This window comes from Brevundimonas sp. Marseille-Q4549 (assembly GCF_976940555.1).
Genome location: NZ_CDRHXG010000001.1, coordinates 2,848,787 through 2,863,920 on the forward strand (window position 1 = coordinate 2,848,787; position 15,134 = coordinate 2,863,920).

General features: G+C 64.3%; 18 protein-coding genes. 14 read left to right on the forward strand and 4 right to left on the reverse strand.

The features are described from left to right. Positions 1 to 2: 2 nt before the first annotated feature. Entirely contained in the window at positions 3 to 350 is a 348-nt protein-coding gene (locus ACWPV3_RS14275) for a hypothetical protein (protein WP_453977022.1), read from the reverse strand. Beyond that, positions 347 to 805, reverse strand: a complete 459-nt coding sequence (locus ACWPV3_RS14280; protein WP_453977023.1) for a helix-turn-helix domain-containing protein — start codon at positions 803 to 805, stop codon at positions 347 to 349. Before ACWPV3_RS14280 ends, ACWPV3_RS14275 begins: the two co-directional genes overlap by 4 nt. A gap of 38 nt (positions 806 to 843) precedes the next feature. Between ACWPV3_RS14280 and ACWPV3_RS14285 the strand changes: the two genes are divergently transcribed. From ACWPV3_RS14285 to istB, 3 genes are all read left to right on the forward strand, one after another. Further along, a complete protein-coding gene (locus tag ACWPV3_RS14285) occupies positions 844 to 1,098 on the forward strand; it encodes a helix-turn-helix domain-containing protein (RefSeq protein ID WP_291720614.1) in 255 nt (84 codons plus the stop codon). Positions 1,099 to 1,318: 220 nt separating this feature from the next. Further along, positions 1,319 to 2,860 carry an IS21 family transposase gene (gene istA, locus ACWPV3_RS14290; protein WP_453977024.1) on the forward strand — a complete coding sequence of 514 codons (1,542 nt, stop codon included), beginning with the start codon at positions 1,319 to 1,321 and terminating at the stop codon, positions 2,858 to 2,860. A 3-nt stretch (positions 2,861 to 2,863) separates the two neighbouring features. Then, complete coding sequence (gene istB / locus ACWPV3_RS14295) at positions 2,864 to 3,604, forward strand: IS21-like element helper ATPase IstB (protein WP_453977025.1); 741 nt, start codon at positions 2,864 to 2,866, stop codon at positions 3,602 to 3,604. 104 nt (positions 3,605 to 3,708) lie between these two features. Here istB and ACWPV3_RS14300 read toward each other — a convergent pair whose 3' ends face one another. Together ACWPV3_RS14300 and nhaA are read right to left on the reverse strand one after the other, a co-directional pair. After that, the gene (locus ACWPV3_RS14300) at positions 3,709 to 3,924 is read right to left on the reverse strand and encodes a glycosyltransferase (protein WP_453978268.1); all 216 of its coding nucleotides are present in this window, start codon (positions 3,922 to 3,924) and stop codon (positions 3,709 to 3,711) included. Positions 3,925 to 3,969: 45 nt separating this feature from the next. Further along, a complete protein-coding gene (gene nhaA, locus ACWPV3_RS14305) occupies positions 3,970 to 5,202 on the reverse strand; it encodes a Na+/H+ antiporter NhaA (protein ID WP_453978269.1) in 1,233 nt (410 codons plus the stop codon). Positions 5,203 to 5,533: 331 nt separating this feature from the next. Between nhaA and trbB the strand changes: the two genes are divergently transcribed. The 11 genes from trbB to ACWPV3_RS14360 are packed head-to-tail and all read left to right on the forward strand — an operon-like array spanning position 5,534 to position 15,116. Next, a complete protein-coding gene (gene trbB / locus ACWPV3_RS14310) occupies positions 5,534 to 6,523 on the forward strand; it encodes a P-type conjugative transfer ATPase TrbB (protein WP_003170526.1) in 990 nt (329 codons plus the stop codon). After that, on the forward strand, positions 6,520 to 6,852 hold the full coding sequence (locus tag ACWPV3_RS14315; protein ID WP_003170525.1) for a TrbC/VirB2 family protein: 333 nt from the start codon (positions 6,520 to 6,522) through the stop codon (positions 6,850 to 6,852). Before trbB ends, ACWPV3_RS14315 begins: the two co-directional genes overlap by 4 nt. Beyond that, positions 6,852 to 7,133, forward strand: coding sequence for a VirB3 family type IV secretion system protein (locus ACWPV3_RS14320; RefSeq protein ID WP_003170524.1), 282 nt, complete (start codon positions 6,852 to 6,854; stop codon positions 7,131 to 7,133). The genes ACWPV3_RS14315 and ACWPV3_RS14320 overlap by 1 nt, the downstream gene beginning before the upstream one ends. A 13-nt stretch (positions 7,134 to 7,146) precedes the next feature. After that, on the forward strand, positions 7,147 to 9,603 hold the full coding sequence (trbE, locus tag ACWPV3_RS14325) for a conjugal transfer protein TrbE (protein ID WP_453978270.1): 2,457 nt from the start codon (positions 7,147 to 7,149) through the stop codon (positions 9,601 to 9,603). Next, positions 9,600 to 10,379 (forward strand): P-type conjugative transfer protein TrbJ, encoded by a 780-nt coding sequence (trbJ, locus tag ACWPV3_RS14330; RefSeq protein WP_003170522.1) that lies wholly within the window; start codon positions 9,600 to 9,602, stop codon positions 10,377 to 10,379. Before trbE ends, trbJ begins: the two co-directional genes overlap by 4 nt. Positions 10,380 to 10,389: 10 nt before the next feature. Further along, positions 10,390 to 10,677 (forward strand): putative entry exclusion protein TrbK-alt, encoded by a 288-nt coding sequence (gene trbK-alt, locus ACWPV3_RS14335; protein ID WP_126150228.1) that lies wholly within the window; start codon positions 10,390 to 10,392, stop codon positions 10,675 to 10,677. 3 nt (positions 10,678 to 10,680) lie between these two features. Next, positions 10,681 to 12,039 carry a P-type conjugative transfer protein TrbL gene (trbL, locus tag ACWPV3_RS14340; RefSeq protein ID WP_126150229.1) on the forward strand — a complete coding sequence of 453 codons (1,359 nt, stop codon included), beginning with the start codon at positions 10,681 to 10,683 and terminating at the stop codon, positions 12,037 to 12,039. Then, complete coding sequence (gene trbF / locus ACWPV3_RS14345) at positions 12,036 to 12,725, forward strand: conjugal transfer protein TrbF (protein ID WP_010395139.1); 690 nt, start codon at positions 12,036 to 12,038, stop codon at positions 12,723 to 12,725. Before trbL ends, trbF begins: the two co-directional genes overlap by 4 nt. An 11-nt stretch (positions 12,726 to 12,736) precedes the next feature. Continuing rightward, entirely contained in the window at positions 12,737 to 13,705 is a 969-nt protein-coding gene (trbG, locus tag ACWPV3_RS14350; protein ID WP_223214155.1) for a P-type conjugative transfer protein TrbG, read from the forward strand. Beyond that, positions 13,702 to 14,898, forward strand: a complete 1,197-nt coding sequence (locus tag ACWPV3_RS14355; RefSeq protein ID WP_126150231.1) for a TrbI/VirB10 family protein — start codon at positions 13,702 to 13,704, stop codon at positions 14,896 to 14,898. Before trbG ends, ACWPV3_RS14355 begins: the two co-directional genes overlap by 4 nt. Further along, positions 14,895 to 15,116, forward strand: a complete 222-nt coding sequence (locus tag ACWPV3_RS14360) for a DUF2274 domain-containing protein (RefSeq protein WP_126150232.1) — start codon at positions 14,895 to 14,897, stop codon at positions 15,114 to 15,116. Before ACWPV3_RS14355 ends, ACWPV3_RS14360 begins: the two co-directional genes overlap by 4 nt. The last annotated feature ends 18 nt before the right edge of the window (positions 15,117 to 15,134 follow it).

The following is a 15,134-nucleotide window of genomic DNA, read 5'->3' on the forward strand; positions in this document are numbered from 1 at the left end:
GATCAGAAGCGAGGGCGTGCGAGACGCCAGAATGCCGGCGCATGGCGATAGAGAACGGCCAGCCCGCCCGTTAAAATTGAGATCACCAGCGCCATAGCCGCGCCCCATCGCACGTCATCTTCCGGACCCGTCGAAACGAGCGCCGCCGCCAGCGACAGCACCGAAAGCGCCGAGAACGTGATGATCGCTGGCCAGTTGGGTGTCCGTTGCTGGGCGACGCCGGGCTCGACCTCCGCGAGCGGTATATCACCGACGCGCGCCAAGGCGTCTGCCACCGGATCTTCACGCGAGACCGGCGCGGGGTCTGGTTGGGCCGGAAACGGGACGATGCGGGCCTCCAGGTCCGTCATCGTCGCCCCCGCGACTTCATTGTTTTGAAAGTCAGCGCCAGACGCTCGATTGCCCCGTCTTCGTCTTCGGGCGGCCCTTCGAAAACGGCGCGTGTCAGTTCACAGAGTTGTTCGGGCCGGGGCGCCAGTCCAGCCGTTCGCGCTTCTCGATCGACCGCCACGAGCAGGCGGCTGAACCGGGTCCAGTCGAGCCCGGCGCCATACTGACGAGGTCGGTCCCCTGGGCCGTGCAGCATCCAGTGAGGATCGATGCCGAACTCCTGGTGAAGAGCGTCGAGCAGCCAGATTGGGGGATCAGATTCGCCGCGCTCCCACCCCAGATAGGTGCGGCGGGCGAAGCCGAGCCGGGCTGCGAAGGCGGACTGATTGAGACCACTGTGCTGCCGCACGGCGATCAACCGTCGGGCGATGCCTAGGCCAGGATCATTGACGGTTGCGGTGTTGGTATTTCGCACACTATGGTCTCTGCGCCGCACAAGATGGAGCTGGAGCGATGATAGACGACAAAAGGCATGCACGGATCAAGTCCGCTCTCAGTCTCAAACGCATCAGCCTGTCGGACATCGCCCGGTCGCTGGCCGTGACGCCCTCCACGGTGTCCATCGTATCGCGCGGATTCAGACGCTCGCGACGGGTCGAGCAAGCTATCGCGGACGCCTTGGGACAGCGGCCGGAAGAAATCTGGCCCGACCGCTACCGCAGCGGCTCGGCCGATCGCCGTGAGGAGGCAGCCATGCCCGCCCCCTGACCAATCTCACGCAATCCACGCCTGAAAGTGAAAAGGCCCGCGCTCGGCAAAAGCGCGGACCCTTTCGGAAGAATGGTTCGTCGTTGCGACAGCGACCCCACCAATCTCCCCGAAAGCGTCATCGCCGTCAAGGAACTCCGTCGCATCAGCGCGACGACGACCGCTGACCCGCGCCTTCCTTTCAGGCTCCCATCATCGAAACTGAACAACGGGAGCTTCCATGTTCGACCCGCGAGGCCTGCTTCGCCTCATCCTCACCACGGCCCACGGAAACCGGCAGATCGGTCGCATGATCGGCTGTTCCTACACAACCGTCGCCCGCTATCGTTCACTTGCCCTGGAGCTGTCTCTGACCAGCGAGGGCCTTTGTGCGCTCGCGGACAGTGATCTGACGGGCTTCTTCAATCCGGGCCGATCGGCGCCAAGGGCCACTGGACAGCTACAGCCGAACTGGGCGGCCGTGGCCGTGAAGGTCAAGGCCGGCCATCATCTCAAGGATCTGCACGACGCCTACATCGAGACGGCGGGCTATCAGCCGACGATGTCCTATCGCGACTACTGCCGCAAATTCCGCGACTACGACGTGGCCGCCCATCCAATCATGCGACAGCGTCATCGGCCGGGCGAAACCATGATGGTCGATTTCGCCGGCTTTCGGCCGCGCGGGCGCGACGACGACCCGGCCAGCCTGGTCCCGTTCGAACTGTTCGTCGCGGTGCTTCCGGCCTCGGATTACACCTTTGCCTGCGTCACCCGTTCCCAACGCGTGGCCGACTGGATCTGGGCGAACGACCAAGCGCTTTGTTTCTTCGGCGGCATCCCCCAGGTGATCATCTCCGACAATCTCAAGGCCGCAGTGATATCTCACAGGCGCGGACAGGCGGCGGTGATCAATCCGACGTTCCAGGCCTTCTGCGATCATCACGGAACGCTCGCCCGCCCCGCCCGGGCCTACAGTCCCACCCACAAGGCGAAGGTGGAGATCGGCGTGAAGCTGATTCAGCGCCTGCTCCGGCTGGCGCTCGCGGATCGACCAGCGATGTCTCTCGGTGAGATGAACGTCTTGCTGGCCGGACTGCTCGCCCGCCTGAACGCAAAGGCGCTGCGGCGCGCGCCCGGAGAGTCCCGCAGCACCCTGTTCGAGCAACTGGATCGCCCGGCGTTGCGGCCTCTCCAGGCGGAGCCGTTCGCCTTCTTTGAAGTCCGGCGTCAGCTGCTGCTGGGGCCGGACTACCACATCATGCATGACCAGCGCCGGTACTCGGCGCCGCACACGCTGATCGGACGGCGGGTCGATGTGCGCGGGAATGCCGCCACGGTCGAAGTCTGGCACGACGGGAAACCGGTCGGCGTCCATCCGCGCGTCGGGGTCGTCGGCGGGGTCTCCACCGACCCGGCCCATATGCCGCCTAACCACTTGGCGCGGCGCGCGGGGGAGGACGAAGATCTTGTCCTATGGTCACGCCTCCATGGTCCCGGCGTTCAGGCCGTGGTCCAGGGAGAGGCTGAGCGTCCGTTCTTCGGCGCGGCCAAGACCTCCGTCTATCGTTCATTTCGCGACCTGGCGCGGCGTGTCGGTCCCGTAAGGCTGGAAGCGGCCTGCGCTCGCGCCGTGCGGAGCGGCGAACCCCGACTGGCGCATGTGCGCAACATCCTGGATCGGAACCTGGAGTTCACCGACCCGGCTGACTTCGTCACGCCCAACGCCGCCGCCGCCACGAACGAGAACGTGCGCGGTTCCGATTATTTCACCGGAGTCTGATTCATGAACACCACCCACATCATCGACAAACTCCGCGACCTCGGCCTCAACGGCATGGTTGGAGCGATCGAGCATCACTACGCCGCTCCGGCCTTCGCCGATCTTCCGTTCCACGACCGGCTGATGCATTTGTTGCAGGCCGAAGCTGCCCATCGTGATGATCGTCGCCTGAAGCGGATCCTGAAAGCCGCGCGGTTGAAGATTCCCGCGGCGGCCGAGGACATCGATTACCGCTCCGCCCGCAACCTGGACCGGGCCCAGATGGCCGAGCTTCTGACCTGTACCTGGGTGCGACAGGCTGAGAACTTGATTCTCACGGGGGCCACGGGGACAGGCAAGACCCATTTGGCGTGCGCCTTTGGCGGTCATGCCGCCCGCGTCGGCCTGACGGTCCGGTACTATCGAACCCATCAGTTGCTGGAAGACATGGCGATCGCTCATCAGGACGGCAGCCTCGCGCGGTTGCGGATGGCGCTCGCCCGCTTCGATGTGTTGATCCTGGACGACTTCGGCCTGACGCCGCTGACCGAGCTGGGCAAACACGACCTGCTGGACATCGTGGACGCCCGAACCCGCTCGGCGTCGATCCTGTTGGCTGGCCAACTCCCGTTCAAGGAATGGCACGCCTACATCGACAATCCGATGGTCGCCGACGCCATTCTCGACCGGATGGTCAACACCAGTCACCGGATACAGTTGGCCGGCGAGTCGATGAGACGGCTCAGCCCGTCCCCGGCTGGGTGATTCCTGAAGCCTGCGGCGCCCAGTCGGCGTCGCGGGCCGTCCGGCCCCGGAGTCGGCCACTGACCAGCGCGCCCGGCACCGGGTGCCCAGCTTTGCGGCCCCCTCTAGCCGATAGCCTTTTTCGCTTCAGCGGTTTCAAGGAGCTCTAGGAACTCGGCTGGCAAAGGCGCAAACGCAACGCCTTCCGCCGCTGCCATCTCGGCGAATTGAGCAGGCGCAACAATCAGCACCTCGTGCCCGCGCGCCTTGAGTCCACGAGAAAGCGCCAGATAAGACTGAATGTCGCCGCGCGTGCCGAGCGTATGGATGGAAAAACGCATCCTCTTATCCCTGTATAGGTCGCCGATGATGCAACGTAGTGAGTGTTACGATTTGCGCTCCAACGACGTGGGCAAGGCGGAACTGGCCTGCCTGCGATTAGAAATCCTCAGGATGAAGTAACCCGCCAATCCGGCGATCAGCGAACCAAACAAAATCCCGAACTTGGCTCGGTCCTGCAATGCAGGATCGTCAAACGCCAATAAGCCGATGAACAGGCTCATCGTGAAGCCTATTCCGCACAGCAGCGCAACGCCAAGCGTCTGTCCCCAGCTTGCGGCGGCAGGGAGATCGGCAAGCCGGGCTTTTACCAGAATGGCTACGGTGCCGAACACCCCAACCAGCTTCCCGACAACTAGACCAGCCGCCACGCCAAGTGTGAGCGGCTCGATCAAGACCGCAGGCGTCACGCCCGCGAAGGAAACCCCGGCATTAGCAAAGCCGAAAATCGGGACGATCAGAAAGGCGACTGGCTTTTGCAGAAGATGTTCGAGCTGATGCAGAGGGGAAACCGACGGCGAGGCTTCCGGGGTTCCGGGTGTGAGGCGGATAGGAACGGTCAACGCCAGTATGACGCCGGCCAGGGTGGCATGAATACCTGAGCGCAGCACCAGCACCCAAAGCACGGCACCAAGAATCAGGTAAGGCCAAAGGCGCATGACGCCGGACCTGTTCATCACAGTCAGCGCACCGACAACGAGCACCGCACCAGCTAACGCGGGAAGACTCAAATCGGCGGTATAAAACAGGGCAATCACGATGACGGCCCCGAGATCGTCTATGATTGCGAGCGCCGCGAGGAAGATTTTCAACGACGCTGGGACCTTTGGCCCGAGCAGCGACAGCACACCGAGTGCAAAAGCTATATCTGTTGCGGCAGGGATCGCCCATCCGCGCAGGGCGGCCGTGTTGCCGAGATTGAAGGCAATATAGATCAATGCGGGAACAGCCATTCCGCCCGCGGCCGCAGCGCCGGGAAGTAGCCTTCGGCTCCAACTGGACAATTGCCCGTCCAGCCTCTCCCGTTTGATCTCAAGCCCGACCAGCAGAAAGAATACGGCCATTAGCGCGTCGTTTATCCAGTGCTGGACGCTTAATGGACCGACATAGGCGTGTAGTGCGGCGAAGTAGCCCTCGGCGAGTGGCGAATTCGCCGTCAGAATGGCGAGCGCTGCAACGCCCATGAGAATGATGCCGCCAGAGGCCTCATTGTCGAGGAACTGCCGAAGCGTGGAATTGATACGCCCGCGATTGGGGCTGACAGGCTGCGTTGAGGCCATAGGGCTGCGTCCTCTGGGTAAGAGTTATTCTCTTCTCCGTATGAGGGCGAGACCCTGGCGCACGCAGCACACGCCGTGGTGTTCCTATCATACTCAAACCGTCCGACATCGCCAGCGAAACCGTGTCGATTGCGTCGCATTTTTTGGATTCGCGTCGCGACCACTCCCTGACCGCCCATGCTTTTCAGTAAAGCACTGTCCGCCGTTCTCCTGTATTTGCACGCCACGCTACTACTCCGACAAAGACTTGTTGAATCAGCCCAACTTCGGGCTCTTTTAATCGTCCCCGATCCAGGGCCGGCTGAACGGTCCCTGGCCGCAAGGGGACGACATGGCGGCATCTCACCAGAAATCGGAAGCGATCACGCGCGGCGCGCGCATGCTGCGCACAGCCCTTGGACCGGCCATCGCGCGGTTTCTGGAAGATCCGTCGATCGTCGAGGTGATGCTCAATCCTGACGGCCGGCTCTGGATCGACCGGCTGTCCGAAGGCCTGTCTGATACAGGCGAGCAGCTGGCGCCCGCAGATGGCGAACGGATCGTGCGACTCGTCGCGCACCATGTCGGCGCCGAGGTCCATCCCGGCAATCCGCGGGTGTCGGCCGAACTGCCCGAGACGGGGGAGCGCTTTGAGGGCCTGTTGCCCCCAGTTGTTGCGGCGCCGGCTTTCGCGATCCGCAAACCTGCCGTCGCAGTCTTCACGCTCGACGACTATGTGGCCGCCGGAATCATGTCGGCGGACCAGGCCGAGGCTCTGCGCGAGGCGGTCGCCGCCCGGGCCAACATCCTTGTCGCCGGCGGCACCTCGACCGGCAAGACCACACTCACCAATGCGTTGCTCGCCGAGGTCTCCAAGACCACGGATCGCGTCGTCATCATCGAGGACACGCGCGAGCTGCAATGCTCCGCACCCAACCTCGTCGCCATGCGCACCAAAGACGGTGTCGCCACCTTGTCGGATCTGGTGCGGTCCTCGCTGCGATTGCGACCAGACCGCATTCCGATCGGAGAGGTCCGCGGCTCCGAAGCTCTCGACCTGCTCAAGGCCTGGGGGACCGGTCACCCGGGCGGCATCGGCACCATCCATGCCGGCACAGGGATCGGTGCGCTGCGCCGCCTCGAGCAACTCATCCAGGAAGCCGTCGTCACCGTCCCAAGGGCGCTGATCGCCGAGACCATCGACCTCGTCGCTGTCCTCGCTGGTCGTGGCTCGCAACGCCGGCTCGCCGAACTCGCGCGCGTCGATGGCCTCGGCCCGGACGGCGACTACCGCGTCACTCCCGCAACCTCAGCCTCAAGCCCAACAGGAGATCCCTCATGATCCGTCACGCCCGGCGCATCCGCCGCCATGTCACGGCAGCAGCAGCCGTCACCTATGCGACCCTGATCCTCACCCCCGCCGCTCACGCTTCCGGTTCGTCCATGCCCTGGGAAGCGCCGCTTCAATCGATACTGCAATCGATCGAGGGCCCGGTCGCCAAGATCGTCGCTGTCATCATCATCATCGTCACCGGCCTCACACTGGCCTTCGGCGACTCGTCCGGCGGGTTCCGCCGTCTGATTCAGATCGTGTTCGGTCTGTCGATCGCGTTCGCCGCATCCAGCTTCTTTCTCTCCTTCTTCTCGTTCGGCGGCGGGGCGCTCGTGTGATGGCGGGGAGGCTGGAACAGCTCGACGAGGTGCCGGGCTTCACCGTGCAGGTCCACCGGGCGCTAACCGAACACATCCTGCTCGGCGGCGCACCGCGCTCCATCGCCATCATGAACGGCACTTTGGCCGGAGCCGTTGGCCTCGGTCTGCGCCTCTGGCTTGTCGGCCTGGCCATCTGGGTTGTCGGCCACTTCGCCGCCGTCTGGGCCGCCAAGCGCGACCCGCTCTTCGTCGAGGTCGGCCGAAGGCATCTGCGCATCCCCGGCCACCTGTCGGTCTGAAGGAGCAGCGCTCATGATGAACCTCGCTGAATATCGCCGCACTTCCAGCCGCCTGGCGGATTTCCTGCCTTGGGCGGCTCTGGTGGGCCAGGGCGCCGTCCTCAATAAGGACGGTTCGTTCCAGCGCACCGCACGCTTCCGCGGCCCTGACCTCGACAGTGCCGTTGCGGCCGAATTAGTCGCGGTCGCGGGACGCCTCAACAACGCCTTCCGTCGGCTCGGCTCCGGCTGGGCGATCTTCGTTGAAGCGCAACGGCACGAAGCCTCGACCTATCCCGAGAGCCGTTTTCCCGATCCGGCGTCGGCCTTGGTCGATGCCGAGCGCAAGGCGGACTTCGAGGAAGCCGGCGCCCATTTCATTTCCGGCTACTTCCTCACCTTCATCTATCTCCCGCCGGCCGAAGATGCGGCGCGGACTGAAGCATGGCTCTATGAGGGACGCGACCGAAACGGCGTCGATCCGCATGAGGTCCTGCGCGGCTTCATCGATCGCACCGACCGGGTGCTGTCGCTGCTCGATGGCTTTATGCCGGAATGCGGCTGGCTCGATGACGCCGAGACGCTGACCTATCTGCATTCCTGCGTTTCAACCAACCGTCATCGGGTGCGGGTCCCCGAAACGCCGATCTATCTGGATGCGCTGCTCGCCGATCAGCCGCTTACCGGCGGGCTTGAGCCGCGTCTGGGACATTCCGATCTGCGCATCCTCACTATCGTCGGCTTTCCCACCGCGACGACACCCGGAATCCTGGACGAGCTGAACCGTCTTGCATTCCCCTATCGCTGGTCGACACGGGCAATCCTGCTCGACAAGACCGACGCCACCAAGCTGCTGACAAAGATCCGGCGGCAATGGTTCGCCAAGCGCAAATCCATCGCCGCAATCCTGAAAGAGGTCATGACCAACGAGGCGTCCGCCCTCGTTGACACCGACGCAGCCAATAAGGCCGCAGACGCCGATCTCGCACTTCAGGAACTAGGGGCCGACTATGCCGGCCAGGCTTATGTCACGGCGACCATCACCGTCTGGGACAAAGACCCGCGGATCGCTGACGAAAAGCTGCGTTTGGTCGAGAAGGTGGTCCAGGGCCGCGACTTCACCGCCATGCCCGAGACCATCAACGCCGTAGACGCATGGCTCGGCTCGCTGCCGGGCAATGTCTACGCCAATGTTCGGCAGCCGCCGATTTCCACGCTCAATCTCGCCCACATGATCCCGCTTTCAGCGGTGTGGGCGGGGCCGGAACGGGACGAGCACTTCGGGTCGCCCCCCTTGCTGTTCGGCAAGACCGAAGGAAGCACCCCGTTCCGGTTTTCCCTTCATGTCGGAGATGTCGGCCATACGCTCGTCGTCGGTCCGACTGGTGCGGGCAAGTCCGTGCTGCTGGCGCTGATGGCGCTCCAATTCCGCCGCTACAAAAATTCTCAGGTTTTCGCCTTCGACTTCGGCGGCTCCATTCGGGTCGCGGCATTGGCGATGGGCGGCGATTGGCACGACCTTGGCGGTGATCTGACGGACGGCGCCGAGTCTTCCGTATCACTTCAGCCTCTCGCGCGCGTCCATGACGTGCCCGAACGCGCCTGGGCCGCTGACTGGCTCATCGCCATCCTCATGCGCGAAGGCATCCAGATCACGCCAGAGGTAAAGGAACACCTCTGGTCCGCCTTAACGTCGCTCGCCTCCGCCCCTGTCCAAGAACGGACCATCACCGGCCTGTGCGTGCTGCTGCAATCGAACGATCTCAAGCAAGCCTTGCGGTCCTATTGCGTCGGCGGGCCTTATGGTCGGCTTCTTGATGCCGAGAACGAGCATCTTGGGCATGCAGCGGTGCAGGCGTTCGAGATCGAGGGCCTTGTCGGCACAGGCTCAGCGCCCGCTGTTCTCGCCTATCTCTTTCATCGCATCGGCGACCGCCTCGACGGATCGCCCACACTGCTGATCATCGACGAAGGCTGGCTCGCCCTCGATGACGAAGGCTTCGCAGGTCAGCTCCGCGAATGGCTGAAGACCCTTCGCAAGAAGAACGCATCGGTCATCTTCGCCACCCAATCGCTCAGCGACATTGATGGCTCGGCGATCGCCCCGGCCATCATCGAAAGCTGCCCGACGCGGCTGCTGCTGCCTAACGAGCGGGCGATCGAGCCCCAGATCACCGCAATCTATCGTCGCTTCGGCTTGAATGATCGGCAGATCGAGATCCTCGCGCGGGCCACCCCGAAGCGGGACTATTACTGCCAGTCGCGACGAGGCAATCGCTTGTTCGACCTGGGCCTCTCCGAAGTGGGCCTCGCGCTCACCGCGGCTTCTTCCAAAACCGATCAGACGGCCATCGCCAGGATCTTCGCCGAGCATGGGCCAGACGGGTTCCTCCCCGCATGGCTGCGCCTGCGCGGCGTCGACTGGGCCGCCGACCTTATCCCCGATCTCGCCAATCTCGTTCCCCCAGCCCCCAAGGAGACTACGTCATGACCATCCATCGTTCCCGCTCGCGCGCACTATTCATGGCCGCGACAATGCTGGCGATGCCCGTCGCACTGTCGCCGATCTTCATCTCTCCGGCGCAAGCTCAATTTGGCTTCGGACGGATCGTCTATGATCCGTCCAATTACGCGCAGAACGTGCTCACTGCCGCGCGCACGCTGGAGCAGATCAACAACCAGATCACACAGCTCCAGAATGAAGCGCAGATGCTCATCAATCAGGCGCGCAATCTCGCGAGCCTGCCGCATTCCTCGCTCCAGCAGCTTCAACAGGGCTTTCAGCGCACGCAACAGCTTCTGAGCCAGGCTCAGAACATCGCGTTCGATGTTCAGAGCATCGATCGGGCCTTTCAGCAACAATACGGCAATGTCTCACTGTCGACGACGGAACAACAGCTCGTCGCCGATGCACGCTCACGCTGGCAGAACACCGTGGGCGGACTGCAGGACGCAATGCGCGTCCAGGCCGGCGTGGTCGGCAACATCGACACGAACCGCGCCGAAGTTTCGACGCTGGTCGGCCAAAGCCAAGGGGCGACAGGCGCGCTCCAGGCGACCCAGGCCGGCAACCAGCTTCTCGCTCTCCAGTCGCAGCAGCTCTCTGATCTTGTCGCATTGCTCGCGGCCGATGGACGTGCCGGGGCGCTGACCGAAGCAGAAAGGGCTGCCGCAGCCGAACAGGGGCGCGAACAACGCCGCCGGTTCCTGACGCCTGGCTCCGGCTATCAGCCCGGCAACGCCCAGATGTTCAACAACGGCAACTGAGGGCGCAAGCATGGATGGCAAGCTGCTGGCCCGGCTCGGCGCGGTCGTCTTCGTCGCCATCGCGATCACTGCGACGGCGATCGAGATGACCCGGAAGGAGGGAGCTCCCGCAGAGGAGCCCGCGCGTCTCGCAGAGCCCGTGCGAGATCCCCTGCGCGAGGCTCAACGCCGGTGCCAGCAGCTTGGTCAGAGCGCCGCAAGCGATGCGGACTGCATGCGCGTCTGGGCCGAAACCCGCGACCGCTTCCTCGGCCGTGCGCCGGCGCCCACAGCCCCACCTCAGAATCAAGGACAGTGATCCATGGGCGGCACCGGCGTCATCGACACATTCCTCGGGACCTTCACCCGCTACATTGATTCCGGCTTCGGCCTGCTTGGCGGCGAAGTCGCCTTCATCGCCACAACCCTTATCGTCATCGACGTGACGCTGGCCGCGCTCTTCTGGTCCTGGGGAGCCGACGACGACATCATCGCGCGCCTTGTAAAGAAGACACTTTTCGTCGGCGTCTTCGCCTACATCATCGGCAACTGGAACAATCTGGCGAACATCGTCTTCGACAGTTTCGCCGGCCTCGGTCTGAAGGGTTCGGGCACCAGCTTCACCGTTCAGGATCTTTTGCGCCCCGGCAAGGTGGCGCAGACCGGCCTCGATGCCGCCCGTCCATTGCTCGAATCCATTTCCGATCTGATGGGGTGGATCGCCTTCTTCGAGAACTTCATCCAGATCGCCTGCCTGCTGTTCGCATGGGCTCTGGTGCTTCTCGCCTTCTTCATCCTGGCCGTGCAGCTCTTCGTAACGCTGATCGAGTTCAAGCTGACGACGCTTGCGGGCTTTGTGCTGATACCCTTCGGGCTGTTCGGCAAGACCGCCTTCATGGCCGAACGCGTGCTGGGCAATGTCGTGTCATCCGGCATCAAGGTCCTGGTGCTTGCCGTCATCATCGGCATCGGATCGACCCTCTTCTCCCAGTTTACCGCTGGCTTCGGCGGCGAGACCCCTACGATTGACGAGGCCATGGCCGTGGTCCTCGCTGCGCTTTCGCTGCTCGGCCTGGGAATCTTCGGTCCTGGCATCGCCAGCGGCCTCGTCTCAGGCGGTCCGCAGCTCGGCGCCGGCGCCGCTGTGGGCACGGGGCTTGCCGTCGGCGGCGCGGCGCTGGCCGCAGGTGGTGCAGCGGGTCTGGCCGTCAAAGGCGGCGCCGCCGCCATGTCCGGTGGAGCCGCCGCCGTGCGTGGTGGCGCTGCCGCTGCCGGCGCCGCATCGTCGGCCTACAGTCTCGGTTCTCTTGGTCAGACTGGCGCGTCAGGCGTGGCCTCGGGCCTCGGAGGCGTCGCACGCGCAGCAGGTTCGGCTGCCGCATCGCCGCTCAAGCGCGCCGCAACGAAAGCTGGCGAAAGCGTCAAGTCCAGCTTCGCCGACGGCGCGAAGGCCGGTTTCGGAGCCACCGGCGGGTCCTCGACCATGGGGACCATCGGCGGCGGCGACGCTGCCGCTGCTTCCGCCAGCCCCCCGCGAGATGGAGCCCCTGACTGGGCGAAGCGCATGAAACGCAGCCAGGCCCTCAGCCACGGCGTCTCAGCGGCCGGTCACGCCGTGCGCTCCGGCGACAGCCATGGCGGCGGCTCTTCCGTCAACCTTTCTGAAAGTGATCGCTCATGAGCCTCTTCAAACGACCCGCAACCCACTATGGCAAGACACCCGAGCCTGAGACGCCTTATCAGAAGGCTGCTCAGGTCTGGGACGAACGCATCGGCTCGGCCCGCGTGCAGGCGAAGAACTGGCGCTACATGGCGTTCGGCAGCCTAATTCTCACTGCGGGGTTTGCCGCAGCCCTGGTCTGGCAGTCAGCTCGCGGGACCGTCGTGCCTTGGGTCGTGCAGGTCGATAATCTCGGCCAAGCGCAAACCGTCGCGCCAGCCTCCGCGGACTATCGGCCCAACGACCCTCAGATCGCTTTCCACCTTGCTCGCTTCATCGAACAGACCCGCGCGATCCCGTCTGACGCCATCATCGTTCGCCAGAACTGGCTTCGCGCTTATGAATGGACCACTGATCGCGGCGCCGCAGCGCTGAACGACTACGCCCGCTCCAACGACCCCTTCACACGGGTCGGCCGCCAGCAAGTCGCCGTAGAAGTCTCAAGTGTGATCCGGGCTTCCCCCGACAGCTTCCGTGTCGCCTGGACAGAGCGTCATTATGAAAACGGCCAGCTCGCCCGAACGGAACGCTGGACCGCCATCCTGACCATCGTCATCCAGACGCCGCGCGACGCAGAACGCCTCCGCGCCAATCCTCTGGGCATCTATGTCAATGCCATCAACTGGTCGCGGGAGATGAGCCAATGAGCCGCCCTCCGATGAGCAAATCCGCGTTTCAGGGTTTATCCAGATCTGGCCTCGCGATCGTTCTGCTTTCCGCGACCATACTTGCCGGTTGCGCGACCAATCGGCCGCCGCAAATCAGTTACGATTCGGACGTGCCGCCGCTGCCCGCCGTGCCGGCAGTCGTCACGGACGCGCAGCCGAGGCCATTGCATGTCCCTCCCGCATGGACGCCGGCAAGAGGGGGGACAGCCGCCAACACCCCGGAGGGACGCGTCCAGAACGCCAACTCGGCCGCCCGCGTTCAGCCTCGCCGCGAAGGCTATTTCAACTCGATCCAGATCTATCCCTGGAGCGAAGGCGCGCTCTATCAGGTCTATGCCGCGCCCGGCCAGATCACCAATATCGCGCTGGAGCCAGGGGAGAGCCTGACCGGAGCCGGCCCCATCGCCGCTGGCGACACGGCACGATGGATCATCGGCGATACCGAAAGCGGCAGCGGCGCGACCCGTCGCGTCCATATCCTCGTCAAACCAAGTCGCGCTGACATCACGACCAACCTCGTCATCACGACCGATCGGCGGGTTTACATGATCGAACTGCGCTCCGGCGAAGCGCCCTATATGCCCGCCGTCGCTTGGGCCTACCCGCAGCCGCCCGCAGGTCAGAGGCAGAGCGTCCCGGCGACGCCCGTCATCCCCGTCGCCTCGGCGCGCAACTATCGCTACGGCTTGACCGGTGATTCACCGCCCTGGCGGCCCGTGTCGGTCTATGATGACGGGCGGCGGGTCTATGTCGAGTTCCCGCGCGGCATCGTCCAGGGTGAGATGCCGCCGCTGTTCGTCATTGGCTCCGATGGCGAAGCGCAGATCGTCAACAGCCGCATTTTCCAGCACATCCTGATCGTCGATCGCCTCTTCGGCGCGGCCGAGTTGAGACTCGGCAGCGGCGACCGCCAGCAAACCGTCAGGATTGTCCGTACCGACGGGAGGCCAGCGTCATGAGCAACAAGGAAGATAACCGCGATGATAGCCTGGCGCCCGCCGGCCCCACTGTCGAGTCAACCTCGACCATGCGGCTGCGCGCTGAGCCTCCGCGCGTCACCCGGCTGTCCCGCAAGGTATTGGCTGGTGTCGGCCTCGTCGCCAGCATCGGCATCGGCAGCGCTCTGATTTATGCGTTGCAGACGCGCCAAGCCGGGCCTGGCAACGAGGAGCTCTATTCCACGGAGAACAGAACCACTGCCGATGGTCTTGCGGGACTGCCGCGCGACTATACCGGACCGGTCCTCGGCCCGCCTTTGCCGGGCGATCTCGGCGGTCCGATCCTCGACGCCCAGAACCGCGGCCAGCCCGTCGTGCCGCCAGCAATGGCGACACCCCAGGTCGATCCCGAGGAGCAACGCCGTCTCGCCGAGGAGGAAGCAGCCCGAACGAGCCGGGTGTTCTTCCAAACAGGACCTGGAACGGGCGCGCCGCCCGCAAGCCCCGGCATGAGCAATCCGTCGCTGGCGGGCCTCGGTCTGCCGGGGCAGGTTGGAACGCCAACCGCCCAAGACCGGCAGAGCGCTTTCCTCAATGCCGCCGTCGATCGGCGAACGGTGTCGCCAGATCGCGTCATGGCGCCGGCATCGCCCTATGTGCTTCAGGCCGGCGCAGTGATATCCGCCGCCCTCATCACCGGCATCCGCTCCGACCTTCCCGGCCAGATCACCGCGCAGGTGACCGAGCACATCTATGACAGTCCCACCGGCCGCATCCTGCTCGTCCCCCAGGGCACCCGTATCATCGGCGAATACAGCAATGATGTCGGTTTCGGACAGCGCCGCGTGCTCTTGGTCTGGAACCGGCTGATCTTGCCGAACGGGCGCTCTATCGTCCTGGAACGCCAGCCCGGCGCCGACACGCAAGGTTATGCCGGCCTTGAGGACGGCGTCGACTACCATTGGTGGGACCTTGCGAAAGCCGCCGGGTTGTCGACCCTTCTCGCCGTGGGCGCCGAGCTCGCGGTCGATGATGAGGACCGCCTGATCCGCGCGATTCGCGACGGAGCCCAGGACACCATCAATGACGCGGGCCAGCAGATCATCCGTCGTCAGTTGCAGGTCGCGCCCACGCTGACAATCCGGCCGGGATTCCCGGTCCGCGTGATTGTCACTCGTGACCTGGTGCTCGAACCCTACGGAGCAGCGCAATGACCAAACTGAAGCTCGCCCCAATCGAAGAGGATAAGCCGGTGAAGATCACGCTCGACCTGCCAGGCGCTCTTCACCGTGACCTCAGTGCCTATGCGGAGGCGCTCGGCCGTGAATCGGGCCAGCCCGTCAGCGACCCCAAAAGGCTCATTGTACCGATGCTTGAGCGGTTCATGGCGACGGACCGGGCGTTCGCCAAAGCGCGCCGAAATCGCGAGTGATCGCGGCACCGACTGCGG

Bases quoted from the DNA above. Each gene is read 5' to 3' on its own strand.
- ACWPV3_RS14275 (WP_453977022.1), bottom strand. From the start codon at position 350: ATGACGGACCTGGAGGCCCGCATCGTCCCGTTTCCGGCCCAACCAGAC.
- ACWPV3_RS14285 (WP_291720614.1), top strand. From the start codon at position 844: ATGATAGACGACAAAAGGCATGCACGGATCAAGTCCGCTCTCAGTCTC.
- istA (WP_453977024.1), top strand. From the start codon at position 1,319: ATGTTCGACCCGCGAGGCCTGCTTCGCCTCATCCTCACCACGGCCCAC.
- istB (WP_453977025.1), top strand. From the start codon at position 2,864: ATGAACACCACCCACATCATCGACAAACTCCGCGACCTCGGCCTCAAC.
- ACWPV3_RS14300 (WP_453978268.1), bottom strand. From the start codon at position 3,924: ATGCGTTTTTCCATCCATACGCTCGGCACGCGCGGCGACATTCAGTCT.
- nhaA (WP_453978269.1), bottom strand. From the start codon at position 5,202: ATGGCCTCAACGCAGCCTGTCAGCCCCAATCGCGGGCGTATCAATTCC.
- trbB (WP_003170526.1), top strand. From the start codon at position 5,534: ATGGCGGCATCTCACCAGAAATCGGAAGCGATCACGCGCGGCGCGCGC.
- ACWPV3_RS14315 (WP_003170525.1), top strand. From the start codon at position 6,520: ATGATCCGTCACGCCCGGCGCATCCGCCGCCATGTCACGGCAGCAGCA.
- ACWPV3_RS14320 (WP_003170524.1), top strand. From the start codon at position 6,852: ATGGCGGGGAGGCTGGAACAGCTCGACGAGGTGCCGGGCTTCACCGTG.
- trbE (WP_453978270.1), top strand. From the start codon at position 7,147: ATGATGAACCTCGCTGAATATCGCCGCACTTCCAGCCGCCTGGCGGAT.
- trbJ (WP_003170522.1), top strand. From the start codon at position 9,600: ATGACCATCCATCGTTCCCGCTCGCGCGCACTATTCATGGCCGCGACA.
- trbK-alt (WP_126150228.1), top strand. From the start codon at position 10,390: ATGGATGGCAAGCTGCTGGCCCGGCTCGGCGCGGTCGTCTTCGTCGCC.
- trbL (WP_126150229.1), top strand. From the start codon at position 10,681: ATGGGCGGCACCGGCGTCATCGACACATTCCTCGGGACCTTCACCCGC.
- trbF (WP_010395139.1), top strand. From the start codon at position 12,036: ATGAGCCTCTTCAAACGACCCGCAACCCACTATGGCAAGACACCCGAG.
- trbG (WP_223214155.1), top strand. From the start codon at position 12,737: ATGAGCAAATCCGCGTTTCAGGGTTTATCCAGATCTGGCCTCGCGATC.
- ACWPV3_RS14355 (WP_126150231.1), top strand. From the start codon at position 13,702: ATGAGCAACAAGGAAGATAACCGCGATGATAGCCTGGCGCCCGCCGGC.
- ACWPV3_RS14360 (WP_126150232.1), top strand. From the start codon at position 14,895: ATGACCAAACTGAAGCTCGCCCCAATCGAAGAGGATAAGCCGGTGAAG.